The organism is Winogradskyella marincola, assembly GCF_029624125.1.
GTDB classification, from domain to species: Bacteria; Bacteroidota; Bacteroidia; order Flavobacteriales; family Flavobacteriaceae; genus Winogradskyella; species Winogradskyella marincola.
Genome location: NZ_JARSBN010000009.1, coordinates 42422 through 58332 on the forward strand (window position 1 = coordinate 42422; position 15911 = coordinate 58332).

Annotated in this window: 13 protein-coding genes and 1 pseudogene; 7 read left to right on the top strand and 7 right to left on the bottom strand. The window is 32.5% G+C overall.

Translation table 11 applies throughout. From position 1 onward, the window contains the following. Window positions 1–18 precede the first annotated feature (18 nt). The 5 genes from P7122_RS14240 (at window position 19) to P7122_RS14260 (ending at window position 7814) form a co-directional block, all read left to right on the top strand. Window positions 19–2850 carry a sensor histidine kinase gene (locus P7122_RS14240; RefSeq protein ID WP_278006468.1) on the top strand — a complete coding sequence of 944 codons (2832 nt, stop codon included), beginning with the start codon at window positions 19–21 and terminating at the stop codon, window positions 2848–2850. Between the two features lie 3 nt (window positions 2851–2853). Further along, window positions 2854–3606 (top strand): LytR/AlgR family response regulator transcription factor, encoded by a 753-nt coding sequence (locus tag P7122_RS14245; RefSeq protein ID WP_278006469.1) that lies wholly within the window; start codon window positions 2854–2856, stop codon window positions 3604–3606. 113 nt (window positions 3607–3719) lie between these two features. Continuing rightward, the gene (locus tag P7122_RS14250) at window positions 3720–4937 is read left to right on the top strand and encodes a hypothetical protein (protein WP_278006470.1); all 1218 of its coding nucleotides are present in this window, start codon (window positions 3720–3722) and stop codon (window positions 4935–4937) included. Between the two features lie 194 nt (window positions 4938–5131). Then, on the top strand, window positions 5132–7195 hold the full coding sequence (locus P7122_RS14255; protein WP_278006471.1) for a T9SS type A sorting domain-containing protein: 2064 nt from the start codon (window positions 5132–5134) through the stop codon (window positions 7193–7195). Window positions 7196–7271: 76 nt separating this feature from the next. Next, window positions 7272–7814 (top strand): hypothetical protein, encoded by a 543-nt coding sequence (locus P7122_RS14260; protein WP_278006472.1) that lies wholly within the window; start codon window positions 7272–7274, stop codon window positions 7812–7814. A gap of 138 nt (window positions 7815–7952) precedes the next feature. Here the strand turns inward: P7122_RS14260 and dnaN are convergent, their stop codons facing one another. The 6 genes from dnaN to P7122_RS14290 form a co-directional block, all read right to left on the bottom strand. Then, window positions 7953–9071: a DNA polymerase III subunit beta gene (gene dnaN, locus P7122_RS14265; protein WP_278006473.1), complete on the bottom strand. Its 1119-nt coding sequence runs from the start codon at window positions 9069–9071 to the stop codon at window positions 7953–7955. A 91-nt stretch (window positions 9072–9162) separates the two neighbouring features. Further along, entirely contained in the window at window positions 9163–10827 is a 1665-nt protein-coding gene (gene gldG, locus P7122_RS14270; RefSeq protein ID WP_278006474.1) for a gliding motility-associated ABC transporter substrate-binding protein GldG, read from the bottom strand. Then, on the bottom strand, window positions 10814–11314 hold the full coding sequence (locus P7122_RS14275) for a hypothetical protein (protein ID WP_278006475.1): 501 nt from the start codon (window positions 11312–11314) through the stop codon (window positions 10814–10816). Before P7122_RS14275 ends, gldG begins: the two co-directional genes overlap by 14 nt. Further along, the gene (gene gldF / locus P7122_RS14280; protein ID WP_278006476.1) at window positions 11311–12033 is read right to left on the bottom strand and encodes a gliding motility-associated ABC transporter permease subunit GldF; all 723 of its coding nucleotides are present in this window, start codon (window positions 12031–12033) and stop codon (window positions 11311–11313) included. The genes P7122_RS14275 and gldF overlap by 4 nt, the downstream gene beginning before the upstream one ends. Window positions 12034–12097: 64 nt before the next feature. Further along, window positions 12098–12394, bottom strand: a complete 297-nt coding sequence (locus P7122_RS14285) for a putative quinol monooxygenase (RefSeq protein WP_278006477.1) — start codon at window positions 12392–12394, stop codon at window positions 12098–12100. A gap of 79 nt (window positions 12395–12473) precedes the next feature. Next, the gene (locus tag P7122_RS14290; protein ID WP_278006478.1) at window positions 12474–13343 is read right to left on the bottom strand and encodes an SAM hydrolase/SAM-dependent halogenase family protein; all 870 of its coding nucleotides are present in this window, start codon (window positions 13341–13343) and stop codon (window positions 12474–12476) included. 121 nt (window positions 13344–13464) lie between these two features. Here P7122_RS14290 and P7122_RS14295 point away from each other — a divergent pair, with 121 nt between their 5' ends. Both P7122_RS14295 and P7122_RS14300 read left to right on the top strand, forming a co-directional pair. Next, window positions 13465–14418, top strand: a complete 954-nt coding sequence (locus P7122_RS14295) for a PhoH family protein (RefSeq protein ID WP_278006479.1) — start codon at window positions 13465–13467, stop codon at window positions 14416–14418. Window positions 14419–14494: 76 nt separating this feature from the next. Then, window positions 14495–15442: a phosphoribosylaminoimidazolesuccinocarboxamide synthase gene (locus P7122_RS14300; RefSeq protein ID WP_278006480.1), complete on the top strand. Its 948-nt coding sequence runs from the start codon at window positions 14495–14497 to the stop codon at window positions 15440–15442. A gap of 81 nt (window positions 15443–15523) precedes the next feature. On the opposite strand, the pseudogene P7122_RS14305 reads toward P7122_RS14300, so the two are convergent. Next, window positions 15524–15911, bottom strand: a pseudogene (locus tag P7122_RS14305) (hypothetical protein); the annotation flags it as partial.

Below are 15911 nucleotides of genomic sequence, written 5' to 3' on the forward strand. Positions count from 1 at the left end.
AATCCGGTAACGCAACATATGTCTAAAATTTCTAATCTTCCAGATGTAGAGTTTTATGACATTCAAGAAGATCATAACCACTATATCTGGCTTGCTGCTGATAAAGGTTTATACCGTTACAACGGAAATAATTACCAAAAGTTTACAAACCCTAACCAAAAAGCGAATTCTTTATTTCAATTAAAATTAGATGAAAAAGGAAAACTTTGGTGTATTAATATTCACGGGCAAATTTTCTATGTTGAAAACGATACATTATACCTTTTTTATGACGCTAGTAAGCTTGTAAAAGGGCAGTTGTCACCTTTTGAAATTACCAATACATCCATACGCTTATTTACTGTAGATGGTATTTATGATATTAATTTAAAAGACAAAAGCACCATCAAACTTTTTGAAGGTATGTCTGTTAGTGAGAGTACTCACAATGATTTGTCCTATGTCATTAAAATGAATGCAAGTAACAGACCTTCAAAAGAAAAACAGAACTGGTATCAAATCAAAGATGACCAGATAAAACTGCTTAAAACGCTCACGTCCAAATACAGGATGCAGTCACCAAAGGTATATGCTTATGAAAATAGTGCGCTGTTAAATTTTAAAGAACAAGGCAAAAATCAACTTTATATTTATAAGACTGAAATAGACGATGTTTTAAAGCTGAAGACACCCATATCATTAGAAGATTTAACCATTTACAACATCACTTCTTTAAATAATGACTATTGGTTTTTAACAACATCTGGTGTGTTCATTTTTCAACTAAAAGAGCAGCAATTAGTTTTAAAAGAACAATTGTTTAGTAACGAGTCTGTAACCGATGTATTGGTGGATTTTAATAAAAATTATTGGTTTACAACATTAGATAACGGTGTTTTTGTGTCTTCTAATCTTAATATTAGACAGCTTAATTTAGAACAAGCAAAAGATAAAATTACCGCAGCTTGTGCACTAAATAACAATCAATTTTTATTAGGTACAAATAATGGTAAGTTGTTGTTTTATAATACAAACGGTATTTTTAAGACGCTTAAATTACCTGGATCAAAAATCATAGGTAATTTATTTTTTGATGCATCACAAAACCATGTGATTGTTAGTATTAATGCATCAGAATCTTATAGTGTAGATTTAAATCTGTTCACTATTAAAGACCAAAAAAATAAATACTCTGTTGCAAAAACATTTACAAAAATTAATGATGAAAATCTCTTCTACGGAAGCTACAAAGAAGCCATAATATATAACAAACCGTATATTTCAGATTCTACAAGAGTTATTAGAAAAAGCAGAGTAAAAGCATCTGAAATATTAAACAATCAGCTATTTGTTTCTTTTATAGATGGCTTATATCAATTTGATGTTAATAGTTTTCAGTCAAAAGAAATTAAGCTAGATAACGAAAGTATTTTAGTAAACTCAATAGCTAAAATAAACGATGCTATTTGGTTGGCAACACAGCATAATGGCTTGTTGTGTTTTAAGGATGGTCAATTAATTTCTAGACATGATGCGTTGCCAAAGCAAGTGCAAATAAATACATTAAAATCTGATGGTGAATTTTTATGGATTTCTACCGAAGAAGGCTTTTATAAGTTTCATCCCAAAACCAATCAAGTAAGGCGTTTAAACACTCAAGATGGATTAACATTATCAGTAGATAAGTTTATTATTCTTGAAGATTATTTGGTGTCTGTTTTTCCAAATTCATTGTACGTAATGCCCAAAAACAATACGCTTTTTAAGGCTTTTAAAACCTCTAAAGTTTGGATAACATCCGTTCAAATAAATGATAACGATACGGTTGTAAATACCAATTACAATTTACCTTATGATTATAATAAATTACGATTCGATTTTAACTCAAACGGATTTCAATCTAATAAACATGTTAGCTACAAATATCGCATAAAACCAATGGATACCACGTGGCGAAACGTGCCTTTAAACACACATTTTGTGGTGTTTAACAGCTTGTCTAGTGGCGATTATACGTTTGAATTACAGGGTCAAAACATTAGCAGTAAAGACGTGCAATTTGCAAGTCCTATTACCTTTACTATAGCAAAACCATTTTGGGAAACCTATTGGTTTTATGGTTTGATTTTGGCATCCGTTTTCGGATTAATTTGGCTGTATTTTAGATGGCGATTGCAACAAAAAGAAGCACAACGTATTGCTGAAGTTGACAAAATTTTAATCGATAAAAAAATCACTAATTTAAGGTTAGAAAATCTGCGTTCGCAAATGAATCCGCATTTCATTTTCAATGCTTTAAACTCTATTCAAGATTATATAATTTCAAATGAAAAGGAATTGGCAAGCTCGTATTTAGTGAAGTTTAGCCGATTAATCCGCATGTATTTAGATTATAGTCAGCAAAACGAAATTACTTTAGAGGAAGAATTAAACGCGTTAAAACTGTATTTAGAATTAGAAAAAGTGCGTTTTGAAGATGAATTGGAATATGCGATTTCTGTCGATAATCAATTAAAGACAAAACAGATAAAAGTACCGTCATTATTCATTCAACCGTACGTTGAAAATGCTCTAAAACACGGATTGTTACACAAATTAAACGACCGAAAACTACATATTGAAGCTAAAATTATTCAGCAAAATAAATTAGAAATTGCGGTTGAAGATAACGGAATTGGTCGCGTTCAATCGGAAAAATTAAAACGACCAAACCAACAGCACAAACCTTTTGCAACTAAAGCTAATGAAGAACGTGTGCATCTTTATAAAAACAAATTAAAACGTGATATAACCATAACTACCAACGATTTGTATGACGAGAACGACGTTGCTGCAGGTACAAAAGTGGTTATCACGATGCCAATACATTAAGATATGAAAGCGATAATTATAGACGACGAAAAACGCGCCAGACATTTACTATCCAACTTGCTAACAGAACATTGCGCAAGTATTACTAGCATTGAAGAAGCGCAAGATCTAGCATCTGGTGTAGATTTGATTAAAACAACCAAACCAGATGTTGTTTTTTTAGATATTGAAATGCCTAATCAGTCTGGATTAGATATTTTAGAATACTTCCCAAACCAGATCGATTTTAAAATCATTTTCGTGACGGCGTACAATCAATACGCGATTGAAGCTTTCAAATTATCAGCAGTAGATTATCTGTTAAAACCAGTTGATACAACCGAGTTAAAAGAAGCGGTTGCAAAAGCCGAAGAAGCGATAAAAGCGAACAATTTAAACGACCAATTAAATAAGTTACGCGACTCGTTAAAGCAGCTATCTATAGACAAAATTGCTTTAGAAATCCCAAAAGGAATCATGTTCGCCTCACATAATGATATTGTGTATTTTGAAGCCGATGGTATGTACACTAACGTGCAACTTATTGATGGCAAACAAAAGACCATTTGCAAACCGTTAAAGCATTTTGTTGAGCAATTAGAACGCAATGCGATGTTTTTTAAATGTCATCGGTCGTATTTAATCAACTTAAAATACGTAGATGAATTGGTTAAAGATGATGGCGATTATTTGCTAATGAACAATCAAAAACGCATCCCAATTTCAAAATCTAAACGCGATCAATTTCTTGAAGTAATCAAGGAAACGTTTATGTGATTTATTTGAAATTTCTGAAATTCCTTCAGAAAAAAAATCCTCGTTTTTAGAAAAATCCAAATTAAGAATGGTTGTTGAGTGCTTTATTTTGAAGTCCACTAAACACGATTCTTATGAAAAAAATAATTCTATTATTAGCTATAGCTTTATGTTATACAACATCGCATGCGCAATTTGGTAAAATGCTTAAAAACAAAGCCAAAGCAGCAGTAGAGAAGAAGTTAGATAAAAAAGAAACAAGCAATTCATCTTCAAAATCTGAAAATTCTTCTGGAATGGTTGGAGATTCTTCAACTGAAACTTCATCAAAAACAGAATACACCGATGAAGAATTTAAAGCAGAAATAGCTAAAAAGTATCCAAACGACCAGGCGAAACAAGATTTATACTATCAAAAGTATCTTGAGAAAAAACAACAAGAAGCCGAAGCTAACAAGCCTAAATCAGCTAATACAGTAAGTGACGATTTTTTATATATGTCGTATCCTTTTGCGATGACCAAAGGCATGAGCGCAGTTGGTGTTGATCGCGTAAAAATTAGACGTCAAATGACAGACATGGGCGATAATGTAGACTTGTTGCCTGCGCAAGATCCAGAATATGCGTGGTTACGCTTTTTAACAACACCAGAACTAGTAGCAATGTCACCAGAGGGTTACATAGGTTACGAGTTGGTTTCAGGAATGTTTACTACCAAAGTAGGCGCAGACCGATCGCAAACTTTAGAGCTTGGTACAGGCATGCCTATTTTAGTAAGAGGCATGTTAATAGCAGACGATGTGTTTGTAATTTACGCTGCATCTCATCAAGGCGGACACGCATTTAATGTGCCATCATACATGATTCAAGAAGATATTACGATTTTAAACGTGATAGGTAAAGGCGAGCAACAATTTCATTTAGATTGGTTAGAAAAAGCGAAACCAATTGTAAAAGAATTTGAAGCGACGTTAAAAGCGAATTACGATGCTGCTGCCAAATCTACCATGGATGCTATTAAAATGCCAAAAGCTGGTAGTATGAATAGTAATGCGTCATTAGTAAGTTTTGCTAAAGAAAACGTTTCTAAAACCATTGCAAAAGATGGTGCAAAACTTCTAAAATTAAACATAGAATCTAACGACTGGAATATTGTAACAAATAAATACACAGGTCGTATTTTATACCGTTGGATTAAAGGCGCATTCACAGAAAAAAATAAAAATAACGACTGCTATTTACAAGGATTTTTAATCAAGCAACAGTACAATGGTAGCGGCTATGGTAGCTCACAATTTGGTGGTGTTATTCACGGTCAAATGCCTTACGGACAAAAAATGAATTGCGAATAATTAATATACGCTAATAACCCATAGTTTTTAAAGTCTGCTTATTTAAGCAGGCTTTTTTTATTTGATTTAAAATGTAAGAATAATCTTTATTATTTATTCAGAAAGAAATTAGAGCTATTCAGAAAAAAGCACATTGAAAACCTTATATGTAGTAGTTGTTTTGTGGTTGAAAATAAAAACAAATCTCAACTACAATGAAAAAAACATTACTCTTATTTACAACCTATTTATGTTTGGGTGTTTCTGCAATTTTCGCTCAAAACGTAAACATTCCAGATTTCAACTTTAAAAATTATTTGTTAAACAATACTGCTATTAATACAAATTCTGATACGGAAATTTCTGTAGCAGAAGCGCAAGCTTTTACAGGAACAATATCGGCAACATCTTTAGGTATTACAGATTTAACAGGAATTGAAGCTTTTGTAAATCTAACTATATTAGAAGTACATTCAAATATCCTATCATCATTAGATGTTAGTAATAATACTAGTTTAACACGTTTACATTGTGCGAACAATCAAATTACTACATTAGATGTTAGTGGTATTCCGACATTAAATCAAATTCATTGTCAAAATAATCAGTTGGTAGAGTTAAATTTAGCTAATGGTAACAATCCTAATTTCATATACATGAAATCTTACGGCAACCCAGATTTAACGTGTATTCAACATGATCCTAATTACACACCTTCGTATACTAATGCTGGTCAGTACGCACAAGGATGGACTAGAGATACAAATTCTAGCTATTCTTCTAACTGTAATTATGGACCTGTTTATGTAGATGCTAATGCAATTGGAGCAAATGACGGAAGTTCGTGGATTGATGCTTACACAACAATTGATGCAGCATTGGCTGTAGCTGGTCCTAATAGAAATATTTGGGTTGCTAAAGGTGTTTATAAGCCTACAGCTCAAAACACGCCTTTAGAAATAAATGATACTAGTATTTCTATTTTCGGTGGATTTGATGGTTCTGAAATTCAATTATCAGATAGAGATTTAACACTAATAAATACAACTAATGCAACTGTTATTACAGGTGATATGAATGGAGATGATGCTGATGGTGATTTTACTTCTAATAAATCTGATAATGCAGATAGATTAATTGTAGTTGATGCTACAAATATTACTATAGATGGTTTTGTTTTAGAAAATATTTACGATACATCAAGTAACGCGCTTACTGAAGATAATGGTGTTATTTATTCAAAATATTATGGTGCTTCTACTTGGATTGAAAACCTGAGCATAAAAAACTGTAGTTTTAAAAATAACTATAGTAACGATTTTTTAATTAAAGGCATTGGTTTAAAAGATAACTTCAAACTATACAACGTTAGTTTTACCAATAATGTAAGTGTAGGACAAAGTATTATTCTATTACATCAAGGTCGTTTTAATGATATTTATGCAGATTTTTCTAATGTGTTGTTTGCAGACAACGAAACCAAGTTTTCTGTAATCAATGCCTATAGAATTCCTGATGGGTCATTTACAAACTATAGAGACTTAGATTTAATAATAACGAACACATCTTTTATTAATAATGATGTAGTAAATACTAATAATACCTCTTATGGTCAGTCTATTATCATGGGTTCTGATAATACTTTAGGACATTTAGAGATAAACAACTCTATCTTCTTTGGTAATACGTTAAATGGAACTTACGCAGATAGAGATATTTCTTTTGGTACTCAGGGAAATCATTATGAATTAGTAATTAATAATTCGATAACTCAAATTACAAACAATGGAGGCGCATCTGGAGCATTTGCAGCACCATCATTTAATAACGTTCAAGATTTAGATCCAAATGCTGTGTCACTTAATTTAAGTGGAGATTATAAACCAACAGCAAGTTCATCTTACATAATAGATCAAGGAGACAATACATTATACGATACTGCTTTATTTGGTGATTTAGATTTATCAGGTAATGATAGAATATTTAACACTACGATAGATTTAGGAGCTTATGAATACAATTCTACATTAGGCATAGATGCTATTTCTTTAAATACAAATTCAGTAAAACTATACCCAAATCCTGTAAGTGATAAATTATTTATTAAATCTACAGAACAAATTGAAAGCGTAACTATTTATAACATAAATGGTCAATTAATAAAGCGCACTAACGAAACTATAAATGGTGTTGATGTGTCTGTATTGTCTTCTGGATTATACATGATTGAAATCAAAACCAATAACAATACTATTAATCAGAAGTTCCTTAAGGGCTAAGTTGATGTAACATCAACTTGATTGAGCGCTCACTTATGTGGGCGCTTTTTTTAACTAAGTAATTAAAAACAATCACATGAAACATTTAAAAACAGTCACATTCGTATTCTTAACAATTTTATTAACCTCTTGTTCATCTGATGATGATTCTAATTCTTCAGAAACAAATTTTATACACGTTGGTGACGCTTCTTTTGAAATGAAAACAGCTGTAGTAGAACCTTCATTAAACTCGGTATATTTAGGCTTAACCAATAGTACAGAAGCTGAGATTAATGCTTCTTTTTCTGGAACAACACTTAATAATGTCGATTATTTTTCAGCAAGAATTAATGAGTTTGATCTTTTATCTGGTGAAACTTATGACTTAGATGCTATTTCTAGTATGGAATTTATTGTAGGTGGTGATGTTGTTAATTCTGAATTTGAAAATGGTTTTAGTCAATTTTACAAAAGTGGAAGTAATTCTAATTTAGAAGTTATATCAGGAAGTATCACTGTAATTGACTATTCTGTAGAATCTATCCGTTTTTCATTTTCTTTTACAAGACAAGATGGTGTAGAAATCTCTGGTGTATATGAAGGCTCTTTTTTATATCTAGCTTCTGATGATGAATAATTTTTATTGCAATTAAGAGTACTTAAGGTTCATCTATGTCTGTAGTGAGCCTTTTTTTATTTTAAAAAAAAAAGCTCACTATTAAAGTGAGCTTTTCAAATAAGTAATTATTTGAGAAATAGCAATATCATTATAAGTTTAGCTGTTGAGCATTACAGGCATTACTAGCATAGTTACATGCTCGCCTTCATCTAAACCATCAACAGGTGTAAGTATACCTGCTCTGTTAGGTAAGCTCATTTCTAACTGAACGTCATCAGAGTTTAAGTTGTTTATCATTTCTGTTAAGAAACGCGAGTTAAACCCAATTTGCATGTCGTCTCCTTGGTAATCACAAGTAAGGCGTTCTTCTGCTTTGTTGCTGTAATCTATATCTTCTGCAGAGATGTTAAGTTCTGCACCAGCAATCTTTAAACGTATTTGGTGTGTTGTTTTATTAGAAAAAATAGACACACGCTTTACAGAGTTTAAAAATTGTGTTCTGGCAATTGTCAGCTTATTAGGGTTTTCTTTAGGTATAACAGCTTCGTAATTTGGATACTTTCCATCAATTAAACGACAGATTAAAACAGAATTATCGAAGGTGAATTTTGCGTTAGCTTCATTATATTCAACAGAAACTTCATCATCATTACCAGCTAAAATTCCTTTTAATAGATTTAAAGGTTTTTTAGGCATAATAAATTCTGCAGATTCTGAAGCACTTACATCATTTCTGGTGTATTTAACTAATTTGTGAGCATCTGTAGCTACAAAAGTTAAGTTGTCTTGAGAGAATTGAAAAAACACACCACTCATTACAGGTCTTAAATCATCATTACCTGCGGCAAATATAGTTTTGCTAATTGCAGTAGCTAATATGTCTCCCATAATGGTTGTTTTGCTAGCATCTTCTACAGATACAGCATTTGGGAATTCAGCACCATCAGCGTATGCCAGCGCATATTTACCATGATTAGAGCTAATCTCAACAGTATTATTGTCTTCTACAACAAATGTTAATGGTTGCTCAGGAAATGTTTTTAGAGTATCTAATAATAATCGAGCTGGTAAAGCAATGCTGCCTTCAGAATCACTTTCTACATCTATTGTTGAAGACATTGTGGTTTCTAAATCACTAGCCGAAATGGTTAATTTAGATTGGCTTAATTCAAATAAGAAATTATCTAAAATAGGTAAGGTATTGCTGTTATTAATAACACCACCCAAAACCTGAAGTTGTTTGAGTAAATATGTACTTGAAACTATAAATTTCATCTTAAAATATGTAAAGTTTTTATAATTTGTAACCTATCCTACAAATATATCCCAATAGATGGGTTTTGTAAAACAAACTTATTAACAAATTCTAGGTGTATTTCTTCTTTCTAAAGAAGTTAAAAGCAAAACCAAAAAGACCTAAAAGAACCAATGGTAGTGCAATGTTTAAGAGTTGCCAAGAGCTACTATCTTCCTTTATTTTGTCTTGGTCAAGGTAAGCAACGCTTATTTCTTTGGCTCTAATGTTTATAAGTCCAGTGTCGTCTAGTAAGTAATTCACCGTATTTAGTAAGAATTCTTTATTACCGTAAAGAAAACCTCGGTAATCTACACCGAGTTCTAAAGGTCTTCTTTGTCTAACGTCATTTTTTATAACATCACCATCAGAAATAACTACCATTTTTGTAGGCGAGCTTTTAGACTTAAAATTCTTGACTTTAAAAGGCAAAACACGTTGATCATAAACAGAAGTAAATTCACCCTCTAATAAAACAGCCAAGTTTTGCGGACCAGAATTATATAAACTCTCATCAGGAGATTTGGTAACATCATTTAGAGATATACCAGTTGGTACGCCTTCTAATCTAGATTTAGGTGAACTTTGAAGTAATATTGTTTTGTCCACATTATTCTTAAGCGTGTCCATAGGACTTGCAAAATCGTAACGTACTAATTCTAAATTTTTGGTAATAGGATGCTTTTGATTAGACGAGGCTAAAGGTGCATATTGCCATTGAATAGGTTGTAATTGCGCTTGGCTTCCTTCACCTATGGCCAACATAATTGGAGCAGAGTAGAGGTCTTTTACCAAACTAGGATTTACCCTTACACCATATTTAAAAAAGAAATCATTAAGATTAAGGTCTCTCATAATTGAGACACTAGAGTTTGTGGCATTTCGTAAGCTATCCTCATCCATTACTACAGACTCAGTAAGCCATAAACTTTTTCCACCTCTCATGGTATACTGATCGAGCACCAGTTTTTCTTCTTCAGAAAAAGCTTGGGTTGGTTTAGCAACAACTATTAAATCATATTGTTTCAGCTTATCTAAAGTGCCTTGTGGGTTAGTAGCAACACTATCTAAAGTAAAAGGTGCAATTTTATAATAAGATTGCGTTGTTTGAAGAAAATCCGCAAGATTTAAATCAGCGAGTTCTCCATTACCTTTTAAAACCGCTATAGTCTTAGATTTTGAATTTACCAGCTTGTTAAAAGCGTCAGCAAACACATACTCAAGTCCTTGTACAGAATTATTAACTTGCTCAGAAAGTTCTTGTGTAATACTCTTTTTTAAAAGCGGAATTTTTACAGTTTGATCTTTATAGCTAGCAAATGCCCACGGAAAAATTATTTCTTGTGTTACTTTACCTGTGCTATTATCAGTGTTGATATAAGGCTCTAATCCAGTATGTGTAAGTTCATCAATAATTTGTTCTCTGGTAGATTCATCTTCAATAGGATCGATGTAGTTAACCCTAATATTATTGGTTTTAAGTTGAAATTCTTCAATAAGTTGTCTTGTTTCGGTTTGAAGCAGTCTAAATTCTGAATTGAAATCTCCTTCTAAAAACACATCAATTATTAATGGAGAATCTATATTGTCTATGATACTGTTAGTTGCATCAGATAGCGTATAACGCTTGTCTTTTGTTAAGTCAAAACGTCCATATATTGTATTGGATATGGCATTTACAACAATAAGCCCGACCAACACAACAAGTATGTAGATTATGTTTTTATTCTGTTTCATTGGACTTGTATGTAATTTCTTCTTGGTAATGTCTTAGTGCAGAAACCTTATCGTCTTTAAAAATAATTTCTACACATTCTTTTTCTTTATTAAAAGCGCCTGGTTCTATACCTAAGGCGTAATTCCATTTGTTGTTGTCATGATCTTTTAAGCCATCATCCCAAGTTAACCATTCGTATTTGCCTAAAAGAGAATCTACTTTAGTTTTAGAAACACCTATAAGTGTGTCAGATTCAATTGTATTATCAATCATTTCGTAGCGTAAAGCTGGTTTTTCGGTCCAGGCTTCACTATCAAAATATTTTTGATGATGGTAACTGCTAATAATATTTACAAACGGATAAAACATATAGAAATAAGCAAATGGTGTTAAAACCAAACTTATTAATATGGTTAACCATTTGCGCTTGTCTACAGTATTCAAAAACAGAAAGAGTAGTACAAAGACTACAATCATTGAGATAACTAAATAAGGTGTTATAATCATTGCTTTTGAATTCTAAGTTTTGTGAATAATAAAAAGGCTAAAGCTATGCTTGTAAAATAGATCAAATCTCTTGTGTCAATAACACCACGACTCATACTGTTGTAATGCGCAGACATTCCAAGGTTTTCCATATACACCAAATCACCAAATATATTATAGTTTGATAGCCCTTCGAAACCAAAATACATGAAGAAACAGATAAATACTGCAATAATAAATGCAACAATCTGGTTATCCGAAAGGGTAGAAGCAAACACTCCAATTGCAGTATAAGCAGCTACAAGGAACAGTAGACCAAAGTAAGATCCAATAGTGCTTCCCATATCTAAATTACCTTCTGGACTGCCTAATTGGTAAACTGAATACACATAGAGTAGAGTTGGTATTAAAGCTAAGATAATAAGGGCAAAAGCACCAAAATATTTGCCCAATACAATCTGAAAATGTGAAATAGGTTTGGTAACTAATAGCTCTAAAGTACCTTGCTTTTTTTCATCACTAAAACTACGCATCGTTACAGCAGGAACTAAAAAGATAAGAATCCATGGTGCTAATAAAAAGAATGACGATAAGCTTGCGATACCATTATTAAAAATATTGAAATCGCCTTTAAACACCCATAAAAACAAACCGTTTAATAATAAAAACACACCAATAACCAAATACCCAATTGGTGAGGCAAAGAAGGTGTTTATTTCTTTTTTTAAGATTGCTAGCATATTATCTAGTTTTCAGTCTCAATTTTCAGTCTCAGTAAATCTGTTTACTGTTACTCTCAACCGTTTACTTGAGCGAAGCGATTTTATCCACGCTCCAAGCTTCAGGTTTAGCATTAAACAAAGGTTTGGTTTTGGCCCAAACACCATTAAATAAATCAGAATGTCTGTAATTATTTAAATCGTCTTCAGAGTTCCAATAACTATACGTAAAAAAGATATTGGTATTGTTCTGATCGCGATATAATTCTAAAAAATTACAACCTTTAAACGCTCTTATTTTATCTTTATTAGCTTCAAAATTAGCCAAGAATTCTTCAATCTTTGACGGTTCAAAACTCATTTTTACAATTCTTACTAACATAATTTTAAAATCCTTTCCTAAATCCTTTCCAAAGGAAAGGACTTTCTTACTGTTGTGAAAATATTTTTTTGTTTTTGCGTCATCTTGGGCTTCCTTCCCTTTGGGAAGGACTGAGGATGGGCAGGAAGTTTACCGTTACTGTATCCATTGTTTTTAATCCCATAAGTGTTGAGGCACTACCAACAGTACTGCAATTGCTTTTGTAAACTGCAATTTCTAGATAGCCAGCAGAATTAAAAACAACAAGACCTTTGCCTTCATCGTTTCGTTTAGATTCTTCAATATCAAAATTTACGACATCACTATATCTATTATAAATTTTTCTAAACTTATGATTTCTTGCAGAAATCTCATATTCGCGTGTTTTTTGAATATCTTCAAAAAATTTCTTTTTTATGTTGGTTACAACGTTACCATAATTATCGATGTAAATAACACTTCCTATAATTTGATTTTTATCGTCGTTAACAAAAGGATTTAAATTTTTTATAGGCTTAATAGTGTTAATAACTTTTCCTATAATTTCTAGAGTGCCTCCTCTTGCAATGTGGCAAGCAACTTTAACAAAGACATCTAGTACAGGGAAATTAGTTTCAATTTTGTCATGAATATTAATTTCAACTATTTTCTCTGGTGCAATTTCTGCACAAATCATGCTCATTATGCCATTGTTAGCGCATATAAAGTAATGGTCGTCTAAACAGACTGCAATGTGCTTATTTTCAGGGTTTAACTCAGAGTCTATTCCTATGATATGAATTGTACCTTTTGGAAAACTACTGTAGGCATTTAAGATAATATAAGCCGCTTCAGAAATATTAAAAGGAGAGACAGAATGAGATACATCTACAATTCTTACTTCTGGCAACTCACTGTAAATAGCTCCTTTAATCGCACCAGCAAAGTGATCTTTTTCTCCAAAATCAGTGGTTAAAGTAATAATTGCCATGGATTAATTGTTGATATTTTTTTTAGAATTGAGGTTGTAAAATTGTTAGATTTGTTTGTACACAAATGTTACACAAAACTAAGAAAAGAAAACAGATTAACACACTAAATTAATTAGCCTTTTGAACGAACTTATTCTAGAATTAGAAGAAATTACTCCAAAGGAATTCTTCGGTGCACAAAATGCCAATATTGAGCTGCTAAAAAAATACTTTCCAAAACTTAAAATTGTTGCGCGAGGTAACAAAATTAAAGCCTATGGAGATGAGGATTTATTAGAAGAGTTTGATACACGAATGATGATGCTCATGAAACATTTTGGAAAGTACAATAAGCTAGATGAAAATGTGATTGAACGAATTTTAACCAGTAACAGTAGCGAAGATTATTCAACTTCTGCAACAAGCGGAGAAGTTATTGTGCATGGTGTAGGAGGAAAACTTATAAAGGCGCAAACCGTTAATCAAAGAAAACTGGTAGAGAGCATTCGTAAAAATGATATGGTTTTTGCTATAGGTCCTGCTGGTACAGGTAAGACATACACAGGTGTAGCATTGGCAGTACAGGCCCTAAAAAATAAAGAAGTAAAACGCATTATACTCACCAGACCAGCTGTAGAAGCTGGTGAAAACTTAGGATTTTTACCAGGTGATCTAAAAGAAAAATTAGATCCTTACATGCAGCCATTGTATGATGCATTGCGCGATATGATTCCACACGAAAAATTAGAGAGCTACATAGAAAAAGGTGTTATACAAATTGCACCATTAGCTTTTATGCGTGGTCGTACCTTAGATAATGCATTTGTAATTTTAGACGAAGGACAAAATACGACGCATGCCCAAATGAAAATGTTCTTAACACGTATGGGTAAAAATGCCAAGTTTCTTTTAACAGGTGATCCTGGTCAGGTAGATTTACCACGTCGTACCATTTCTGGATTAAAAGAAGCCTTGCTGGTTCTAAAAAATATAGAAGGCATAGGTATGGTTTATTTGGATGATAAAGATGTAATACGTCATAAATTAGTTAAGAAGGTTATCGCAGCCTATAAAAGCATAGAAAATAGAGATTAGTTCTCTTTTTACTAACATTAGGATTCAAGTACTTAAATAGATAAAATAATTAAACGCAAAAACGTTTAAAACAAAAATGAGCAACACAATAACAGACACAAATTTTAACTTTCCGAATCAAAAAAGTGTCTACAAAGGAAAGGTAAGAGAAGTATATAATATAAACGACGAGCAATTAGTTATGATTGCTACAGATAGATTAAGCGCGTTTGATGTAGTAATGCCAAAGGGTATCCCTTACAAAGGACAAATCTTAAATCAGATAGCTACAAAAATGATGAAAGACACTGAAGATTTAGTACCAAATTGGTTAGTGTCTACACCAGATCCAAATGTTGCAGTTGGTCATTTGTGTGAACCGTTTAAGGTAGAGATGGTAATACGTGGCTATATGTCTGGTCATGCAGCCAGAGAATATAAAGCAGGTAAACGTTTACTTTGTGGAGTGCCAATGCCAGAAGGTATGAAAGAGAATGATAAATTTCCTGAGCCTATAATTACACCAGCTACAAAAGCCGAAATGGGAGACCATGATGAAGACATCTCTCGCGAAGATATTTTAAAACGAGGTATCGTGTCTGAAGAGGATTATATCGTTTTAGAAGATTATACAAGAAAATTGTTTCAAAGAGGAACTGAGATAGCTGAAAAGCGAGGACTAATTCTTGTTGATACAAAATATGAGTTTGGTAAAACTAAGGACGGAAAAATAGTATTGATTGATGAAATCCATACACCGGATTCTTCACGTTATTTTTATGCAGATGGTTACCAAGAACGTCAAGATAGAGGAGAAGCTCAAAAGCAATTGTCTAAGGAATTTGTTCGCCAATGGTTAATATCTAATGGTTTTCAAGGAAAAGAAGGGCAGGAGGTACCACATATGAGCGATGAGTATATTGAAACCGTAAGCGATCGTTATATCGAATTATACGAAAATATAACAGGCGAGTCTTTTGTAAAGGCAGATGTTTCTAATATTTTAGGCCGAATTGAAAAAAATGTACTTCAACATTTAGAATAATTTGTAATATTTTTCCTAAAAATAAAAAAGGGTGTATAAATAATTCATACACCCTTTTTTTATTGATTATTTATCAGTTATTTACAGAGCATACCATGTACCGCCTGAGTAAACAATTTGTACAGCACTACCATTTAAGGTTAAAGGTGTAGAAATTGTTGAGCCGCTAGCTTTTAAGTTTTTTCCATTTGCATTTAAGGATGTATTTCCTTCGTGATAAATATATACAACTTGGCCTTCTTGAGGTGTTGCAGGTAAAGTTAATGTCATTGTACCAGTACTTATAACAATTTGACTTACAGATGTGATAGTTGTATTAGAGTTTACTACAGTGATTGTATAATTTCCACCATCAGCTCCAGCAGGTCCTTGAGGCCCTTGAGGTCCTACAGGTCCAGTTGCGCCATCGGCACCATCAGCTCCAGCAGGCCCTTGAGGTCCTACAGGTCCAGTTGCACCATCAGCACCA